Annotated in this window: 19 protein-coding genes and 1 tRNA gene; 13 read left to right on the top strand and 7 right to left on the bottom strand. The window is 61.2% G+C overall.

Features of this window, described 5'->3' with window-relative positions; genetic code table 11:
* The first annotated feature begins 139 nt into the window (after positions 1-139).
* On the top strand, positions 140-595 hold the full coding sequence (locus tag NW855_RS04075; RefSeq protein ID WP_414508374.1) for a hypothetical protein: 456 nt from the start codon (positions 140-142) through the stop codon (positions 593-595).
* Here NW855_RS04075 and NW855_RS04070 read toward each other — a convergent pair.
* Entirely contained in the window at positions 592-1,302 is a 711-nt protein-coding gene (locus NW855_RS04070) for a hypothetical protein (protein ID WP_099812891.1), read from the bottom strand. The two genes, NW855_RS04075 and NW855_RS04070, sit on opposite strands and share 4 nt — an antisense overlap.
* 244 nt (positions 1,303-1,546) lie before the next feature.
* On the opposite strand from NW855_RS04070, the gene NW855_RS04065 reads away from it, so the two are divergent.
* On the top strand, positions 1,547-2,302 hold the full coding sequence (locus NW855_RS04065) for a hypothetical protein (RefSeq protein ID WP_414508373.1): 756 nt from the start codon (positions 1,547-1,549) through the stop codon (positions 2,300-2,302).
* Positions 2,303-2,397: 95 nt separating this feature from the next.
* On the top strand, positions 2,398-3,147 hold the full coding sequence (locus tag NW855_RS04060; RefSeq protein ID WP_414508375.1) for a YebC/PmpR family DNA-binding transcriptional regulator: 750 nt from the start codon (positions 2,398-2,400) through the stop codon (positions 3,145-3,147).
* 5 nt (positions 3,148-3,152) lie between these two features.
* Here NW855_RS04060 and NW855_RS04055 read toward each other — a convergent pair whose 3' ends face one another.
* The gene (locus NW855_RS04055; RefSeq protein WP_011431068.1) at positions 3,153-3,464 is read right to left on the bottom strand and encodes a YbjQ family protein; all 312 of its coding nucleotides are present in this window, start codon (positions 3,462-3,464) and stop codon (positions 3,153-3,155) included.
* Positions 3,465-3,584: 120 nt separating this feature from the next.
* Between NW855_RS04055 and rbsK the strand changes: the two genes are divergently transcribed.
* Positions 3,585-4,514, top strand: a complete 930-nt coding sequence (rbsK, locus tag NW855_RS04050; RefSeq protein ID WP_414508372.1) for a ribokinase — start codon at positions 3,585-3,587, stop codon at positions 4,512-4,514.
* Between the two features lie 20 nt (positions 4,515-4,534).
* On the opposite strand, the gene NW855_RS04045 is transcribed toward rbsK, so the two are convergent.
* Positions 4,535-6,142, bottom strand: coding sequence for a B12-binding domain-containing radical SAM protein (locus NW855_RS04045; protein ID WP_011431066.1), 1,608 nt, complete (start codon positions 6,140-6,142; stop codon positions 4,535-4,537).
* 122 nt (positions 6,143-6,264) lie between these two features.
* Between NW855_RS04045 and NW855_RS04040 the strand changes: the two genes are divergently transcribed.
* Positions 6,265-7,113: a methyltransferase domain-containing protein gene (locus NW855_RS04040; RefSeq protein ID WP_011431064.1), complete on the top strand. Its 849-nt coding sequence runs from the start codon at positions 6,265-6,267 to the stop codon at positions 7,111-7,113.
* Between the two features lie 80 nt (positions 7,114-7,193).
* On the opposite strand, the gene NW855_RS04035 is transcribed toward NW855_RS04040, so the two are convergent.
* The gene (locus NW855_RS04035) at positions 7,194-7,814 is read right to left on the bottom strand and encodes a uracil-DNA glycosylase family protein (RefSeq protein ID WP_099813338.1); all 621 of its coding nucleotides are present in this window, start codon (positions 7,812-7,814) and stop codon (positions 7,194-7,196) included.
* Positions 7,815-8,104: 290 nt separating this feature from the next.
* Between NW855_RS04035 and NW855_RS04030 the strand changes: the two genes are divergently transcribed.
* From NW855_RS04030 to NW855_RS04000, 7 genes are all read left to right on the top strand, one after another.
* Positions 8,105-9,565: a TldD/PmbA family protein gene (locus NW855_RS04030; protein WP_011431062.1), complete on the top strand. Its 1,461-nt coding sequence runs from the start codon at positions 8,105-8,107 to the stop codon at positions 9,563-9,565.
* A gap of 15 nt (positions 9,566-9,580) precedes the next feature.
* A complete protein-coding gene (locus tag NW855_RS04025; protein WP_414402692.1) occupies positions 9,581-10,489 on the top strand; it encodes a DUF4351 domain-containing protein in 909 nt (302 codons plus the stop codon).
* 12 nt (positions 10,490-10,501) lie between these two features.
* Positions 10,502-11,842: a TldD/PmbA family protein gene (locus NW855_RS04020; RefSeq protein WP_011431057.1), complete on the top strand. Its 1,341-nt coding sequence runs from the start codon at positions 10,502-10,504 to the stop codon at positions 11,840-11,842.
* Positions 11,843-11,846: 4 nt separating this feature from the next.
* Positions 11,847-12,644: an MBL fold metallo-hydrolase gene (locus NW855_RS04015; RefSeq protein WP_414402694.1), complete on the top strand. Its 798-nt coding sequence runs from the start codon at positions 11,847-11,849 to the stop codon at positions 12,642-12,644.
* Positions 12,641-13,057: a DUF2358 domain-containing protein gene (locus NW855_RS04010; protein ID WP_011431055.1), complete on the top strand. Its 417-nt coding sequence runs from the start codon at positions 12,641-12,643 to the stop codon at positions 13,055-13,057. The genes NW855_RS04015 and NW855_RS04010 overlap by 4 nt, the downstream gene beginning before the upstream one ends.
* A 79-nt stretch (positions 13,058-13,136) precedes the next feature.
* Positions 13,137-13,221: transfer RNA gene (locus NW855_RS04005), tRNA-Ser, on the top strand.
* A gap of 88 nt (positions 13,222-13,309) precedes the next feature.
* The gene (locus NW855_RS04000) at positions 13,310-13,795 is read left to right on the top strand and encodes a YbhB/YbcL family Raf kinase inhibitor-like protein (RefSeq protein ID WP_240527831.1); all 486 of its coding nucleotides are present in this window, start codon (positions 13,310-13,312) and stop codon (positions 13,793-13,795) included.
* A gap of 120 nt (positions 13,796-13,915) precedes the next feature.
* Here NW855_RS04000 and NW855_RS03995 read toward each other — a convergent pair whose 3' ends face one another.
* From NW855_RS03995 to cobU, 3 genes are all read right to left on the bottom strand, one after another.
* Complete coding sequence (locus NW855_RS03995) at positions 13,916-14,452, bottom strand: hypothetical protein (protein ID WP_099813339.1); 537 nt, start codon at positions 14,450-14,452, stop codon at positions 13,916-13,918.
* A gap of 5 nt (positions 14,453-14,457) precedes the next feature.
* Complete coding sequence (locus tag NW855_RS03990) at positions 14,458-14,946, bottom strand: CRR6 family NdhI maturation factor (RefSeq protein WP_011431052.1); 489 nt, start codon at positions 14,944-14,946, stop codon at positions 14,458-14,460.
* 85 nt (positions 14,947-15,031) lie between these two features.
* Positions 15,032-15,595, bottom strand: coding sequence for a bifunctional adenosylcobinamide kinase/adenosylcobinamide-phosphate guanylyltransferase (gene cobU / locus NW855_RS03985; RefSeq protein ID WP_099835790.1), 564 nt, complete (start codon positions 15,593-15,595; stop codon positions 15,032-15,034).
* Positions 15,596-15,774: 179 nt separating this feature from the next.
* Here cobU and NW855_RS03980 point away from each other — a divergent pair.
* A partial coding sequence (locus NW855_RS03980; RefSeq protein ID WP_414508371.1) for a CatB-related O-acetyltransferase occupies positions 15,775-16,359 on the top strand: 585 nt, incomplete at its 3' end.

Below are 16,359 nucleotides of genomic sequence, written 5' to 3'. Positions count from 1 at the left end.
CCCCCCCTCTCCAACACCCCCACTCCCGATTACTAGTTCACTCATAGCCCCGCCTCCTCCAAGACTGTAACACGCGACCACTCCAACTCCGACACCGCCACCCACTCCAACTCCGGCACCAACACCCACTCCCACCCCGGTGCCAACACCAACGCTTACCCCTATCCCTCGCTTTACCCCGCTCGTCCCCCGTACTCCTACCCCTACCCCCACCCCGATCCCGACGCCCACCTCGACGCCAGCCCCAGCAACACCAACGCCTGCGCCAGAGTTTGCCTTGAGCGGTCAGTGGCTCTATGAGGGAGGATCCTTTGTCTGGCAGGGATCCCTGTGTAAGGTTAATGTTGCAACCGGCATTGAGGAAACCGTCTCCATTCGGCAAGACGGCAACCAGATCACCATTTCCTCACCCAGCTTTTCCGAGCGCGGCGGCCAGCTTATCGGCAACCAACTTTCTGTTAGCGGTAGGATAGGGGGTAGCGGTACCCCAACCATCACGTGGAGCGGCACCGTCAGCGCCGACGGGCGCTCCATTCGCGGCACGGCCACCTGCGGCAGCGCCAGCTTTGCCATTAAGCTCACACGCCAGAGTTAAATACCCACGCCGCCACCTCGGTCACCGCCGCCTCCCGATTCCCTATCCTCCGGTTTCTGCTGGATGGCAGGGGGAGGGGGAGGGGTGGCAAACGTTTCGCTCACCACCTGGAGGGTATATGGCCCTCGTCCAGGGCTGCCCGGCCCAGCGGTTGGGGAAGCATTTTGCGCCCAGTAACTTTGCACCTGGATCAAGTAACAGCGATCTTGCCGCACCGGGATCGTGAGCTGGGAGGTGGTAAAGTTGCCAGGGGCGGCATCATCGTTAACAAAAAGGATATTCCGATCCAAGTTTCTGCCGGTATCAAAGGCACCGATGACCAACAGCGGATCGAAAGCCGGGCTGGTCAGCCGGATGGTAACTCCGGTAACGTTGGCTGCAGAAGGAAAGTAGAGAAATCCATCTGAGTAAAAGGTGAAGGTGCCGGGCGGCGGTGGAACTTCCCGGGCATTTTGAATCTCGCCGGCGCTATCGTAGTAGAACTCCAAAAGGCTATTCGGCCCCAAGGTTCCGCTGCGGCTATCTCCTGGGCGGCGCAGGCCAATCGCTGCGAAAAACTCTGGGCTAAAGGCTTGCTCGCAAACATTGACCGGAGGCGGCACCGTCCCCCCACCTCCCCCACAGCCTGCCAAGAGTACAGTCGAGGCCAGTAAACCCCAGAAAAATCCCACCTGGGATCCAAAAACCTTCGATGCCGGCAATGGCATAGACACTCCTCTGCCACAGGATCATTAGCTTCTCCAGAATACAGCCACCTCGGCAAGCTGCAGCGAACAGAGCTCAGCCAACGATGCTCTCCTCTTGATTTGGGGTGCTGTCTTTCTGTTGAGCTGCTTCTGGATCCCTAGAGCAGCGATGTCCAGCAAGAGCGACTCCGTTTTCTCTCCGGCTTAGTGCCTCTTCGCCAGATGTTGGGTAGAGTTGGCGGTAGCCATCGCTGCCGTATTGGTTATGAACAGTCCGCTGAGTAGCCCGAATCGGGATCGCGATCCCTTCTTTTCCCAACGCCCTAAGCGGGGCAGCCTGGGCTGGAGCCTCCCCCTTGGAGGGTGGGGACTTGCCTTGTTGTTTGGATCCCTGCTGTTGAGGGCGTGGAGCAGCCAGCCCTTGACCTGGGCACAGGAAGCAGAACAACAGCCAGAGCCAGAAGTCTTCCTGCCGGTGAGGGACATCGATCCGGCGGCGCAGATTCGGGTGCGAAACGAGCTGGTTAAACTCTGCGGAGATTATCGCTGCGAAGGCTATCGCTTTCAGGTGCGAGTTTTGGTCAGGCCTGAGGATACGCTGGAAACTCTGCTGGAGCGGCTGGATGCGGAGATACTGCGGGAGGTGGATCGGGTGTTTCAAACTCGGCCTGACTTGAACCGTGTCATCGTCGATGGCTATGTCTTTGTGGGCACCCCCTCTTTCGCCAGTCGAGAGGTGCTGCTGCAAACGCTGTTTGTGCCCCGTCACCGCTGGGCGGTAGGCCGCTTTGGGCCAGAGCAGGATGGAATCTTCTATGCCGAGCTGCTGGAACAGGTAACGCCCTTTTTAACTCGGCCGCAAACCCCAACCCCTCCGCCTGGAGCCGTGTTTGAAGAGCCTGTGCCTCCTCTACCTCCCACGCCAGCTCCCACAGAGACACCAACGCCTACACCTCAAGCAACGCCGGAAGCTCCACCGCCACCGGGGGGCGTGATCGAGCGGCAACCCATTCAGCCCTGACCTACTCCCCTGGGGTTGAGACCTGAGCAGGTGGTGATCTAGGCTTCAGAGTTAGGGGATCCCTCCCCGTGGATTGCTTGACTGGTGGGCACAGCATGGCAGGACACAGCAAATGGGCCAACATTAAACGGCAAAAAGCCCGCGTAGATGCTAGAAAAGGCAGCCTGTTTACCAAACTTTCCCGAGCCATCATTGTGGCAGCGCGCAGCGGCCTGCCAGACCCGGAAGCCAATTTTCGGCTGCGCTCAGCGGTGGAGAAAGCCAAAGCGGCAGGCATGCCCGCCGAGAACATTGAACGGGCCATCGCTAAGGGATCCGGCAACTGGACCGACGACAGCCCCCTGGAGGAAATTCGCTACGAAGGCTACGGCCCTGGGGGGGTAGCTGTCTTAATCGAGGCCATGACCGATAACCGCAACCGCACGGCTGCCGAGGTGCGGGAGGCCTTCAGCAAAGTTGGCGGCAGCTTGGGGGAAAGCGGCTGCGTCAGCTGGCTGTTCCGGCAAAAAGGGGTGATCAACCTGGAGGGGGTGACAGATCCCGAAGCTCTGCTGCTAGCGGTAGCCGAAGCAGGAGGGGAGGATCTCAAGGTGGAGGGAACCGGCGCAGAGGTCTATTGCGATTACACCCTGCTGGAGCAGGTGGCCACCTACCTCAAAAAAGAAGGCTACCAGGTGCAAGAGGCGGCCATCCGCTGGATCCCCTCTACGGAGGTGCATGTGGAGGATCCCGAGACAGCCAAGCTGGTACTGACCCTCATGGAGCGGCTGGACCACTTGGATGATGTGCAAAATGTCTACGCCAACTTTGAGATCGACGAGGCATTGATGGAGAGCCTGGCCTAAAGGTTCTAGCGCAGCTTGACGGCGGTGCCGGCGGCGGTAACGAGGATCATGGTCGCGCTCATGTTGGTATGAATGCTAACGCCTAGGATGCCATTTGCTCCCAAACGTTTGGCTCGCTGCTCCAACTCTTCCAAAACCTTTTTCTGGGCATTCTCGAGAACTTCTTCATAGGTTCTTGTGCGTCCCCCGATGATGTTGCGGAGGCTAGCAAGGAAGTCCCGTAGAACATTGGTGCCATAAACTACCTCGGCGGTAACAATGCCCAAGTAACGCTCAACCTCTCTACCTTGGAGCACGTCTGTAGTGGTCAGCAGCATGGCTTGTTTCCGCGTCACCCCCTCACAAGCTAGCCAATCCTCTCCAAGGCGTAAAGCTCTCCAACCCAGTGGTGGGAGCTAGAATGAGCTACCTCTAGGGCACCGTTTTTCAGCTAGCCAATGACAGCCCTAGTTCGCGTAGTGGGGAGCTTGAATCTGGACTTGGTGGTGCAGGTACCACGCCATCCTGGGCCTGGGGAAACGGTGCTGGGATCCGACTACGCCACCTACCCTGGGGGTAAGGGAGCCAACCAAGCGGTGGCAGCAGCCCGGGCGGGAGCCCAGGTGGAGATGTGGGGGGCGGTGGGATCCGATGGCTTTGGCCGTTTCCTAAAGGAGAACTTGGATCAAAATGGCGTCGATACCCGCCATCTGCGAGAGCTGGAAGGGCCCAGCGGCATTGCCCTAATTACTGTGGATCGAGCAGGGCAAAACCGGATCGTGGTCAGCCCTGGGGCTAATGGTCGCTACACACCCGCCCATCTGCCCCCCTGGACAGCGGCAGCTCTGGTATTGTTGCAACTGGAAATCCCCTTGGCCACGGTGCAGGCGGTAGCCGAGCAGGCCTTTGCCCAAGGGATCCCTGTCCTCCTCAATCCCGCCCCTGTGGCTCCCCTGCCGGGATCCCTGTTGCGCCAGGTGCGCTACTTGGTGCTCAATGAAAGCGAAGCCGCTGCCCTTGCCCAATCTCCAGTGGAGACGCCAGCGCAAGCCGAAAAAGTGGCCCAAGCCTTGCAACAGCAGGGGATCCCGACAGTGATCGTCACGTTGGGGGGAGCGGGCTTGGTCTGGGCCGATGGGGAGGAAAGGGGCCATCTGCCAGCCCACCCCGTGTTGGTGGTGGATACCACTGCTGCCGGCGACAGCTTCTGCGGTGCTTTGGCCGCTTGCCTGGCTGCTGGCAAATCCCTGAGGGAAGCCCTGCGGTTTGCCAATGCCGCTGCGGCCTTGTGTGTAACCCGCCCTGGCGCTCAGCCCAGTTTGCCCCACCGCGCCGAGATCGAGGCGTTTCTGGCCGCTTCAGGCTCTCACCGTCAATCCCCTTCCTAGGGGATTTTAGGCACGACATGCTACACGGAAAAGGCCTCTTGGCGGTGCTGCTGCAGCCGCTCCAGGCTGAGAGGGCCTTCGATGTGTTGCCAGGGAAGGGGATCCGCCGGATCCCAGTTGTGGTACACGTAGAAGTCCAGGGGCGGCAGTTGCCCTTTGAGCTCTTTGAAGGCGCGGCGGTAGCTGCCCAGGGAATCGCCCCACTGCCGTGCTAGCTGCAAAACCTGGGCCACCCGCCGATCCCCTCTTGAGATCAAGGCCTGGATGACCGACCAACTGTAGCTTTCCGGGCGGAACTCCACGCCCAGGGGGCGCAGGTGTTTTTGATACCACTGCAGCTTTTTCTCCGCCTGGGGATCCACCCCCTGCCACTGGAAGGGGGTGTGGGCCTTGGGCACAAAGGTGCTGCAGCCCAGGGTGAAGCGCAGGCGGGGAGCCACCTTCTTGAGCTCCTTGAAAAGAGCAACCGTGGCCTCCAGGTCGGCCTGGGTTTCCGCCGGGATCCCCACCATGCCGTAGAACTTGATCCCCTTCAGGCCGCCGGCCTGGGCGTGGGCAGCCGCCGCCAGGATCTCTTCGTTGGCCAGCTTTTTGTTGATGACCCGGCGCAGCCGCTCCGAGCCGCTTTCGATGGCCACGGTAATGGACTGGCTGCCGCGGCGGGAAAGCACTTGCGCCAAGCGAGGCGTAACCGTGCCCGTGCGCACCGAGGCCAGGCTAAGGCGCACCTGCTCAAAGCGATCCTGCGCCAGGTACTCCAGCAATTCCTCAAACTGGGGGTGCTGGGTTACCGAAGCCCCCAAAAGGCCAATCCGCTGGGTAACCTGCAGCCCCCGCTCCACCGCCGGGATCAGATGTCCCTCCACATCCGCTGCCCGAAAAGGCAATGTTAGATAGCTGGCCAGGCAAAAGCGGCACATCTCCGGACAACTGCGCACCACCTCCACCATGTAAATGCTCTCCCAGGCCGCCTTGGGGGTAACCACGGTGGACACCGAGAGGGTGTTGCCGCGGAAGGTGTGCTTGCGGATGGAGCTGGGGATCCCGTCCAGCTTGGGGATCACCTTCTCCACTGGGCCGTCGGGCCCGCGGTAGCGCACCTCGTAGAGGCTGGGCACGTAGATCCCCGGCACCTGGGCCAGCGCCTGCAGCTTTTCGGCGCGGGATCCCCGCCGTACCTGCCGATAGGTCTGGATCATCTGCTCCACCAGCCCCTCCCCGTCCCCCAGCAGGATCAAGTCAAAGAACGCAGCAAAGGGCTCAGGGTTGGCCGTCAACACCGGGCCGCCGCCGAAAACCAGGGGGTGCGCTTCTTCCCGCGCCTCGGCCTGGAGGGGGATCCTCTGTCGTTCCAGCAGATCCAGGATGTGGACGTAGTCCAGCTCCCAGGAGAGGGAAAAGCCCAGCAGCTCAGGATCCCGCGGCAGCGGCTCGGCCAGGTCGGTAAACAGGCGGGCGACCGACACATCACGGCGGCTGGCCAGCAGGCTCCAGATGACCTGGTAGCCGAGGCTGGTGATCCCCACCGAGTAGGTGTTGGGGAAAGCGTAGATCAGCCGCACCGCGTCGGGCTCGGGCGTGGCCGGGGTGAAGAGAAGCTGCTCGAGGGCAAAGTCTGAGGTGGCCAAGATCCCAGCGGCAACAAGAGCCTACTTTCCCAGCTTAATCGGGGTTTTGCCAGCCCGCCCCCAGGGCCAGGAAGGACGGCAAGATCGTCCAGAATAAGAGGGATCCCGACCTGCACCTGCCGATGACCTCTCCGCTCAACCAACGCATCCGCCGCTTCTACGATGCTTCCTCTGGCCTTTGGGAGCAGGTGTGGGGAGAGCACATGCACCACGGCTACTACGAGCCGGGCCAGACCGGCAAGGATCGCCGCCAAGCCCAGATCGATCTCATCGACCGAGTCATTCAATGGGGCCAGATCGGGGATCCCAAGCCCCCCCGGCACATCCTCGATCTCGGCTGTGGCATTGGGGGGAGCAGCCTGGAGCTGGCGCGGCGCTTTGGCGCCGAGGTAACAGGCATTACCCTCAGCCCTGTCCAGGCCCAGCGGGCCGAGGAGCGCGCTCAAGCAGCCGGCCTGAGCAACAGGGTGCGCTTTTGGGTGGCCGATGCCCTGGACATGCCCTTTGCCGACAACACCTTCGATCTGGTCTGGGCTCTGGAAAGCGGCGAGCACATGCCGGATAAGCGGCGGTTTCTGGCCGAGTGCTGGCGGGTCTTGCAGCCGGGCGGGCAGATGATGGTGGTTACCTGGTGCCACCGCGAGGGATCCCTGAGCCGCCAGGATGAGCGCCTTTTGCAGCAGATCTACGACGTGTACTGCCTGCCCTATGTCATCAGCTTGTCGGAGTATGAAGCGCTGGCCCACCAGGTGGGGTTCGAGCGGTTGCGCACCGCCGACTGGTCGGAGCGGGTGGCCCCCTTTTGGGACGAGGTGATCGCCTCGGCTCGCGATTGGCGGTGGATCCCGGCTTTGCTGCGCAGCGGCTGGGTCACCGTCCGTGGGGCGCTGGGGCTGGGCCTGATGCGGCGGGCCTATGCCAGCGGCTTGCTGCGCTTCGGCCTGCTGAGCGGCTTCAAGCCTGCAAGTTAGGGATCCCATACCCCCCTCTCCCTTGGGAGAGGGGCTGGGGGTGAGGGTAGCGGCGCTGGCCAAATACCAGGGAAAGTAGCTCAGAAGTCCGGCTGGGGCGGCGTTGCGCCGGCAAGTTCTAGGTACTTTTGCTTCACCGCCTGAATATCCTGCCACATCAGCCACTTGGGGCTGCCGGGGGTGCGGTCGGGGTTGCGCAGCAAATAGGCCGGGTGGAAAATCGGCATACACCAGCGCCCCTGCCACTGGATCCACTCGCCGCGGATCTTGGTGATGCCGCGCTTATCCCCCAAAAGAGAGCGCACCGAAGTGGCCCCCGTCAACAGAATGATCCAGGGATCCACCAGGCGAATCTGCTCCAGCAGATAGGGCCGACAGGCGTCCATCTCCTCCTGGGTGGGCACGCGGTTGTGGGGAGGGCGGCATTTGACCACGTTACAGATGTAGGTATCCTGCTCCGGATCTAGGCCCACCGAGGCCAGGATCTTGTCGAGCAACTGGCCCGACTTGCCCACAAAGGGCAGCCCCTGCAGATCCTCGTTTTCCCCCGGCCCTTCTCCGACGATCACGATCTTGGCCTTGGGGTTGCCGCGGTGCACCACCACGTGGGTACGGTTGGCCGCCAATTCACAGCGCTGGCAGACCCGGCAGTGCTGCTCCAGTTGTTCTAGTTCTCGATAGGTACCGGGGGGAATGGGCACCTGGGCCGAGAGCGGGATCTGATCCCATTGGGGAAGCGTCTCCGCAGCGGGGGCAGGTGGCTCTAGGGGATCGTCAAATAGGCTGGGCTGAAGCTCCGAGGATCTTTTCTTGGCAGCCATTGCAAGGTGAGGGATCCTTGTGCAGCGATCTTCGGCTGCTCCTCTGCCCTTGTCAAGCTTGGAGTCTCTTTCCCCAAAAGGGCAGCCTTTACGTCTTGTTAAACTGAGGGAACAAAAGGTGGCGGCATCTCAGCCTGCCCTTTCCCTCTTTTGAGTGCTCTCGGCCTCCTATGCTGCTTTTGTCCAAAGAACTGCCCAACCTCGACTATCGTCCCACCCTGCAGCGCTTCGACGAAGACTGGCGGGATCCCCTTGCAACTCTCTTAGGCTGGGGGCGGGCTGCTGGCGCCGACCTGGTGGAGATCTTCCTGGAGCGGGTTAACTCCATCAGCTGCCTGGCCGAAGACGACGCCATCACCAGCATCACCCCTCGGCTTGCCACTGGCGCCGGCGTGCGGGTGTTCCGCGGCCTGGCCGACTGCTACGTCAGCACCAACGATCTCTCCTTTGCCGGCCTCAAAGCCGCCCTGGAAAAAGGCCTGCTCTTGATGGGCCTTACCCCCCCAGGCCCTGCCGCCTTGGTCTCCCCTGTCAACTTGGGGATCTTGCAGGACTACGCCGAGCGCCGCCGCAAAGACGGCTGGCTCAAAGAATGCAGCTCCCTTGCCGAGATGGGGGAGATCTTGGGGCGGGCCAACGCAGAGCTCAAGCGGCAAGCTCACCACATCCAGTCCCGCCGCACCAACTACTTCCGCGACTGGCAGGAGATCCTGGTAGCCTGCAGCGACGGCACCTTTGTGCGCGACATCCGCCTTACCCAGTCGGTCAGCTCTACCCTGCTCTGTGCCGACGGGGATCATCGCGCTTCCGTTAGCCAGCGCGCGGGGGGCACCGGGGATCCCGACTTTTTGCGCCGCTGGGATCTTGTGGCCCACAGCCAGGAGCTGGCAGAGGCTGCCGGCCAGATGCTCTATGCCGACTACGTGGAATCGGGCACCTACCCCATTGTGATGTCCAACGCCTTTGGCGGCGTCATCTTCCACGAGGCCTGTGGGCATCTCTTGGAAACCACCCAAATTGAGCGCAAAACCACCCCCTTTGCCGACAAAAAAGGCCAGAAGATTGCCCACAAAAACCTCACCGCCTGGGACGAGGGGCTTTCCGAGGGGGCCTTTGGCAGCTTGGATGTGGACGACGAGGGCATGCCCGTCCAGCGCACTTTGCTCATTGAAAAGGGCATTTTGAAGAACTTCCTGGCCGACCGGGCCGGCTCGATGCGCACCGGCCATCCCCGCACCGGCAGCGGTCGCCGGCAAAACTACACCTTTGCCGCCGCCAGCCGCATGCGCAACACCTACATCGCCCCCGGCGACGCCGAACTGGACGACCTGTTTGCCTCTATCGACAAAGGCATCTACTGCAAGCGCATGGGGGGCGGCAGCGTCGGCCCCACCGGCCAATTTAACTTTGCCGTGGAAGAAGCCTATCTCATCCAAAACGGCAAGATCACCAAGCCCCTCAAGGGAGCCACTTTAATCGGGGAAGCCAAGGATATCCTGACCAAGATCTCCATGTGCTCCAAGGATCTCCGCCTGGCCCCTGGCTTCTGTGGTTCTGTCAGCGGCAGCATCTACGTCACCGTCGGCCAGCCCCACATCAAGGTGGACGCCATCACCGTGGGCGGGCGCTAGGCCCAGGGATCCCCCATGGCTTACGACAACGTCTGCAAGTACCTGGCAGAGCGCTTCCCGGAGCAGTTTGCCCGTTGGCTAGTGGGAGAAGTGGCTGAGCCGGTGCAAATGTTGCCCACAGAACTTTCGGAGGAACCTGTTCGAGCAGATTCTGTTATTTTGCTGGGGCTGCAGCAGGGCATTTTGCACCTGGAATTTCAAACAGATCCAGATCCTGAAATCCCCTTTCGCATGGCCGACTATCGGCTGCGCCTTTACCGGAAATATCCACAGCTACCTGTGCATCAGGTGGTGATTTATCTGCGCAAAACGACCTCGGAGCGAGTTTTCCAAACTTCCTTTCGCCTAGAACGGCTGAGCCACGAGTTTGAGGTCATTCGCCTGTGGGAATGCAACTTGCCAACCAACGTCGATTGGCCAGCCCTGCTGCCTTTTCGGGTCTTAAGCCAGGTGGAGGATCCTGTAGAAACCTTACGAGAAGTCGTTGCCGAGCTGGAGCGCTTGCCAGACCCCAGCAAGCAGCGAGAACTGGCAGCAGCAACAGCCGTTTTGGCGGGACTAGCATTGGATCGGGGTTTGATTCGGCAAATCATGAGGTCTTTGGATATGAGGGAATCGGTGATCTACCAGGAGTGGCGCTCGGAAGCTTTGCGGGAGGGGCTGGAAGCAGGGCGCAAAGAAGGTCTGCAACTGGGCCTGCAGCAAGGGCTGCAACAGGGATTGCAACAGGGACTGCAACAGGGACTGCAGCATGGAGAAGCAACGCTGGTTTTGCGGCTTTTGCGGCGGAAGCTGGGATCCCTTGACCCGGCCCTGGAAAACAGGATTTGGGCCTTGCCCCCGTCGCAACTGGAGGCGCTGGGGGAAGCGCTGCTGGATTTCAACAGCGTGGAGGACTTGACCGCCTGGCTGGCCCGTCGGTAGAGAAGGAATGACATGCTGCAAGTTGAACTCTTGGCCGAACAGGCGCAAAGGTGCGCCAAACACCTGGGGATCCCCCAGTTTGATCTCTACGGAGCCGCAGTGGATGAGACCAGCGTGCAGGTGGAGCAGGGGGAGCCCCGTCAGGTAAAAGCTTCTCACCGCTGCAGTGTGACGGTGCGGGCCTGGAACGACCAGGGCCAGGTAGGGGTGACCTCCACCACCGATGTGGACGAAGCAGGGCTGGAACTAGCTCTGCAGACGGCCTTTGAGGCCAGCCACTTCGGCGTGCGGGAACACGCGCCCCAATTCAGTCCAGAAGCGAAGCTGCCCATTCTCCAGCCCTGTAATGACAAAAGGCCCCTGGCGCTGGCCAGCGAGCTCCTAGATCAGCTGGTGGCTGCCGAGAAGGCTTTGCTGGGATCCCATCCCGCCATCCAGGGGGTGCCCTACAACGGCCTGGCCCAGCGACAGATCGACCGCTTTTACCTCAACAGCGACCAAGCTCTGCGCCAGGAGGGCCACACTCTGGCCTCGGTCTTTCTCTACGGCAAAGCAGAACAAGAAGGCCGCAAGCCCCGCAGCGCCGGCGCCATGCGGGTGGCCCGCAGCCTAGAGGAGCTGGATATCCAGGGGTGCGTAAAAGAAGCCGCCGAGAAGCTCATCAGCCACCTGGAGTACGCGCAGATCCCTTCGGGGAAATATACGGTGGTTTTTTCTGGGGAAGCTTTTTTAAGCCTGTTGGGGGCTTTCTCCAATCTCTTCAACGCCCAGAACATCTTGGACAACCAAAGCCTGTCCACCCCCGACTCGCTGGGCCAGCAGATTGCCTCGCCGCTGCTTTCGGTGTGTGACGATGCCTTGCACCCGACTAACGTAAGCGCGATTAGCTTTGACGGCGAAGGCACCCCCACCCGCCGCGTTTCCCTGATTACCAACGGAGTTCTGACCCACTTTTTGCACAGCGCTGGCACCGCCAAACGCCTGGGGGCCCAGCCCACGGGGCACGCCAATATCGGCGCCAAGGTGACGGTGGCAGCCCACTACTACCACGTCTTTGCCGGGGCTCCGCCAGAGAGCACCTACGACCTGGCCACGGCTGAGAATGTGGTCTGGATTGACGAGCTGCAGGCTCTCCATGCCGGAGTCAAGCCTCTGCAGGGATCCTTTTCCCTGCCCTTCCAGGGCTGGTGGGTGCGCCAGGGGGAGCGCATCAGCATCGAGGCGGCGACAGTAGCGGGGGATTTTCTAGCACTCTTGCAGTCCATTTTCTACGTCGAGCCGGAGCCACAAATCACTCCTAGTGGTCTGTGTCCCCGCATTTGGGTAGCCGATCTTTCCATCACCGGCCAATAGCCCCATGAAACTCACCCGCATCGACCTCAACAGTTGGCTAGTCCATACCCAGACCCAGACTTTCCTGCTGGATCCGTGGCTGGTGGATCCCTTGGTGTTCTTTGGCCTGCCCTGGTTCATCCGCCTGCAGCACCGCCAGATGCCGCCGTTCACGCCGGAAACCCTGCCCAAAATCGACGGTATCCTCCTCAGCCAAGGCCAACCCGACCACTGCCACCCCCCCACCCTGCAGCGGCTGGACAAGCAGATCCCGGTTTTCGCTTCTCCAACAGCCGCCAAGGTGGCGCGGAGCCTTGGCTTTATGAGGGTGCAGGCCCTGGATCCCTGGCAGTCCGTGCAGTGGGGAGATCTAGGCATCACAGCGGTTCCTGGCGCCCCCCTGGGGCCGGTGCGGGAACTGGGCTTTTTGCTGGAGGAGCTGCCGACCCAGACGCGGCTTTACTACGAGCCCCACCTTTCCCAACCGGATGTCCGCCCGCGGCTGCAGCAGGAGTTCACCCCCATCCACACCCTGCTGATCCCGGTGGTAGGGCAGATCTTTCCCTTCTTGGGCGAGGTGATCATGGGGCCGCAGCGGGCCCTGCAGGTGGTGGCCGCCCTGCGCCCGCAGCAGGTGATTCCCACCGCTATGGGAGAGGTGGACTACCACGGCTGGTTTGCCGCCCAGATCCGCCCCCTGGGGAGCCTAGAGGAGTTCCGGGAAAAGCTGGGATCCCTGAACGCTGCCACCGGCCAATCCATCCAGTTGTGCTGCCCTGCCCCGGGGGAGACGGTATCCCTTCCCGCTGAGGTTAAGACGTGAGCCCTCCTTCTCAGGCCGCCCCCGATCTCGTGGCCATCCTGCGGGCCGATTACGCCCGCTTTCCTTGCGATCAAACCTACTCCATCTACGATCCCCAAGTTTATTTTCGGGATCCCCTCAACGAGTTTCGCGGCCTGGATCGCTATCGGGCCATGGTCGAAAGCCTGGGACGCTGGCTGCAGGATATCCACCTCGAGCTGCACGACATCCACCAGAGCGGCAACCACATCCGCAGCGAGTGGACGCTGAGGGGATCCCTGGCTTTTTTGCCCTGGCGTCCCCGCCTGTGCGTCCCCGGCTGGACAGAAATCCAGATCAACGAAGCAGGGTTGATCGGATCCCACATCGACCACTGGCGCTGCTCCCGCTGGGAGGTGATGCTGCAGATTTTGGGAGTCGGGGCTGCCAAATGAGCTGACTGCCGGTCCACACCTCTGCTAGGATTGCAAAGCTGACTTTTTAGGCTCGCTAAAAAGTCGTTTTCTCTCCTCTGGAGAGATGGCCGAGTGGTCGAAGGCGCAGCACTGGAAATGCTGTGTGGGGCAACTCACCGTGGGTTCGAATCCCACTCTCTCCGTCATCGAGGCCCGCCTCAGGTAGAAGCTGCAGGAGACCCCCTATATCCCTCCACCCCCCAGTCCCCTCGTGTGGCAGGATATGGCCAGTTGCTGAAACCTGAAGAAATTATGGCTTTGCAACTCACCAGCTCCGCTTTTTCCCACTCAGAATCCATCCCCTCCCGCTACACCTGTGATGGGGAAGATCTCTCTCCACCCCTAGCCTGGTCGGGGGCACCTTCGGAAACCCAGAGCTTTGCCCTAATCATGGATGACCCAGACGCGCCCAGGGGCACCTTTGTCCACTGGGTGGTCTACAACTTGCCCACCAGCGTTAGCAGCCTGCCAGAAGGGATCCGCGGCGATGCCGATTTGCCCCAGGGGGCTGTGCATGGGCAAAACAGTTGGGGGCGTAACGACTACGGTGGCCCTTGCCCTCCCAGCGGCACCCACCGCTACTTCTTCACCCTCTACGCCCTGGATCGGCAACTGTCTTTGGCTGCAGGGGCGACGAAGGAAGCCCTGCTGCAGGCTATGGAAGGCCACCTCCTTGCCCAGGCCCAACTGATGGGCACCTATCAAAGAAAAAGGTAGGGGATCCGCGGTTAAAGCCCCGGCTTGCCGCCGCGCCTAAGCCAGACAAGGGTTTGGCAGCTCCCTTCTGCCGACGAGTCCTAGGGGCAAGGGGATCCCCTTCGCTGGGAAGGGAGAACCTCAAGCAAGGGGCGCCCCCAGTCGGGAGCTGGGCCTTGCCGAAAGCAAATCCAACATCTCCGCTCTCCAAAAAATTTGCCCCGCCGCCGTTTTTCTACCCAGGACAGGGATCCCCAGGTGGGCCTGCAACTGCCAGATCAAAGCGGGTTCTTCTTCTGGGGAGGAGGCCGACTCAGATTCCAGCAACACCCATCCCAGGCAGTGGGCCTTGGCTTGGTGAAGCAAGGCTGCAAAAGCGGCTCCCTGGCTGAGAGCAGCCTCTTGGGGCAGCGTCAAGAGCACGTCAAACCCCCAGGCATGGGCTAGGTCAGCCCAGGTTTGGCCGGGCCCTATCGGATCGGCCAGGCTGCCAGGCACCACCAGCAGCGGGGCCTTCTCTCCCTTCCAGGCAGCAATCTGCTGCCAGAGGGTTCTAAGCTGGGCTTCGGAAGGGCTGGGATCCACTTCGAGCAGGCCCCAAGGGCGTTGCACCGCCTGCTGCCAGGAGTCTGCCACTCCTGGTGCTGCCTGAGTTCCAGGCCAGGTGTCTGCTACCATCACTCTCATGGTTCCCCCGTCTCGGCTTCCCAGAGGCTCAGAAACTCGGGTTGCACCTCAAAGCCAAACACCAAGGCCATGTCCCGCAGCATCGAGACAGATCCCAGTTTCTGCTGCTTAAACCAGCGCATCAGCACAAAAATCTTCTGGTAGACGAAGATCTCCAACGCCTCCGGGTTGTAGACGATCCCTTCGCGGGGGTTGAATTGGTGGGGCACCAGCATAGCGGCGTAGCGGGCCAGCTCGCCGCTGCGCCAATCGAGAAAGTAGGGCATCCAGGGGTAAACCGTATCCCAGCGGATGAACCACAGGCGCACTTCTGGGATCTCCGACAGCTCCCGCGGATCGTCGGGGCTGCGCGGCCAATCGATGGCGCACTGTACCTGCTGAGCGGCGCCAACGGGATCCGCCATCAAGGTTTTCACCAATTCATGGCCCGGGGTCAAATCCAAGGCCTGGATGGCTTTGGCAGGTAGGTGGAAGGTAATTGGCACGGCGACAAGCAATCGCTTTAACCCAGTCTTGATCCAGGCGAGGGCTTCCGCAAGCAAGATACCCCATCCGTCAACCCCTTGCAGCTTATCTCAGCTCTGGGCCATTCCCTCCTGCCAGCGGGATCCCCAGCCGAGCTAGGTCGAGGACAAAGCCTGCTGCCACCAAGAACACCTGATCTGCCAGCGGGGCCAGCTTTTGGGTGAGCTCTCCCATCCGATCGCGAAACCGACGCCCCAGCGGATAGGCGGGCACCACTCCCCAGCCTACCTCTTCTGAGACCAAGATCGCCTTTCCTGCCCAGCTCTGCAAGGCCGACAAGAAAGCGTCCACCAAGGGATCCCACTCCTCCGGGGAACACTCCAGACCCTGCGCCACCCAGCCGCCTAGAGAGTCCACCAGGGCACAACAGGGCTGAGACAGCTTTTGCAGGTCGGCCCCCAGGTCGGGCCCGGTTTCCCAGGTTTGCCAAGTGGGAGGACGCCGTTGCCGGTGCTGCTGAACCCGCTCCGCCCACTCTGGGTCGGCTTGGGGATCGGGCTTGGGGCCGGTGGCCAGATAGACGACCGGCAGGCCGGAAGCAGCCGCCAGGCTCTCCGCCAGCCGACTCTTGCCGCAGCGGGCAGGGCCACAGATAAGCACAATTGGCATTGCCTGAAGAGGAAAGTCTATTGCTAGAGTAGCTTGGCAGTCGGTAGACCCCCTACGCTTCTGCTTCAGTTGCCGTGCAAACCCTGGAACCCCCCTGCCTGGAGCTTGGGCATATTCTACTTAGGCTCACGTTTTGGAAATTGATCTTGGCAGACCCCAATCCAGCAGCCGGAGGTTTTATGGCCATCTGCATTGAACATAGTCCTCAACTGGAGGACAAAACGTACTTTGCCTACTACCAAGGCTTGGAACCATTTCCCTTGCTTACTGTCGGCCCCCTGACCTATGCAGTGGAGCTCTTCATTCATTGGATGGGAGAGCCTTCGCGGGTAAAGATTGGCCGCTGCTGCTCAATTGCAAAAGGGGTTCATTTTTTTGCAGGCTATGAGCACCACACTGAATGGGCAACTACTTATCCTTTTACTCATCTACCTGAGTTCTGGAGCGAACTGCGGGCTTTGGAAGGTCACCCTCTGACCCGGGGAGATATTCAGGTTGGGCATGACGTTTGGATCGGCTATGGCGCTATGATTCGCTCAGGGGTGACGATTGGAAACGGGGCGGTTGTTGGAATGGCTGCCGTGGTGACGAGAGACGTCCCGCCATATGCAGTTGTTGCAGGGGTGCCAGCCAAAGTCGTTCGCTACCGCTTTTCACCCGACGTCATCGAGCAGCTCAACCAGCTTGCTTGGTGGGATTGGCCTCTTGAAGCCATCAGAACCTCCGGGGTACTCCCGCCACAGCGCAGCTTGGCGGGCTGGAGG

This window comes from Synechococcus sp. RC10B2 (assembly GCF_047502635.1).
The sequence above is the reverse complement of the archived record's forward strand: the minus strand, read 5'-3'. Positions and strand labels throughout refer to the sequence as shown.

What these genes read in the sequence shown, in the direction of transcription:
- NW855_RS04070 (WP_099812891.1), bottom strand. Translation starts at nt 1,302, where the DNA reads ATGCCATTGCCGGCATCGAAGGTTTTTGGATCCCAGGTGGGATTTTTC.
- NW855_RS04065 (WP_414508373.1), top strand. Translation starts at nt 1,547, where the DNA reads ATGAACAGTCCGCTGAGTAGCCCGAATCGGGATCGCGATCCCTTCTTT.
- NW855_RS04060 (WP_414508375.1), top strand. Translation starts at nt 2,398, where the DNA reads ATGGCAGGACACAGCAAATGGGCCAACATTAAACGGCAAAAAGCCCGC.
- NW855_RS04055 (WP_011431068.1), bottom strand. Translation starts at nt 3,464, where the DNA reads ATGCTGCTGACCACTACAGACGTGCTCCAAGGTAGAGAGGTTGAGCGT.
- rbsK (WP_414508372.1), top strand. Translation starts at nt 3,585, where the DNA reads ATGACAGCCCTAGTTCGCGTAGTGGGGAGCTTGAATCTGGACTTGGTG.
- NW855_RS04040 (WP_011431064.1), top strand. Translation starts at nt 6,265, where the DNA reads ATGACCTCTCCGCTCAACCAACGCATCCGCCGCTTCTACGATGCTTCC.
- NW855_RS04030 (WP_011431062.1), top strand. Translation starts at nt 8,105, where the DNA reads ATGCTGCTTTTGTCCAAAGAACTGCCCAACCTCGACTATCGTCCCACC.
- NW855_RS04025 (WP_414402692.1), top strand. Translation starts at nt 9,581, where the DNA reads ATGGCTTACGACAACGTCTGCAAGTACCTGGCAGAGCGCTTCCCGGAG.
- NW855_RS04020 (WP_011431057.1), top strand. Translation starts at nt 10,502, where the DNA reads ATGCTGCAAGTTGAACTCTTGGCCGAACAGGCGCAAAGGTGCGCCAAA.
- NW855_RS04015 (WP_414402694.1), top strand. Translation starts at nt 11,847, where the DNA reads ATGAAACTCACCCGCATCGACCTCAACAGTTGGCTAGTCCATACCCAG.
- NW855_RS03995 (WP_099813339.1), bottom strand. Translation starts at nt 14,452, where the DNA reads ATGGTAGCAGACACCTGGCCTGGAACTCAGGCAGCACCAGGAGTGGCA.
- cobU (WP_099835790.1), bottom strand. Translation starts at nt 15,595, where the DNA reads ATGCCAATTGTGCTTATCTGTGGCCCTGCCCGCTGCGGCAAGAGTCGG.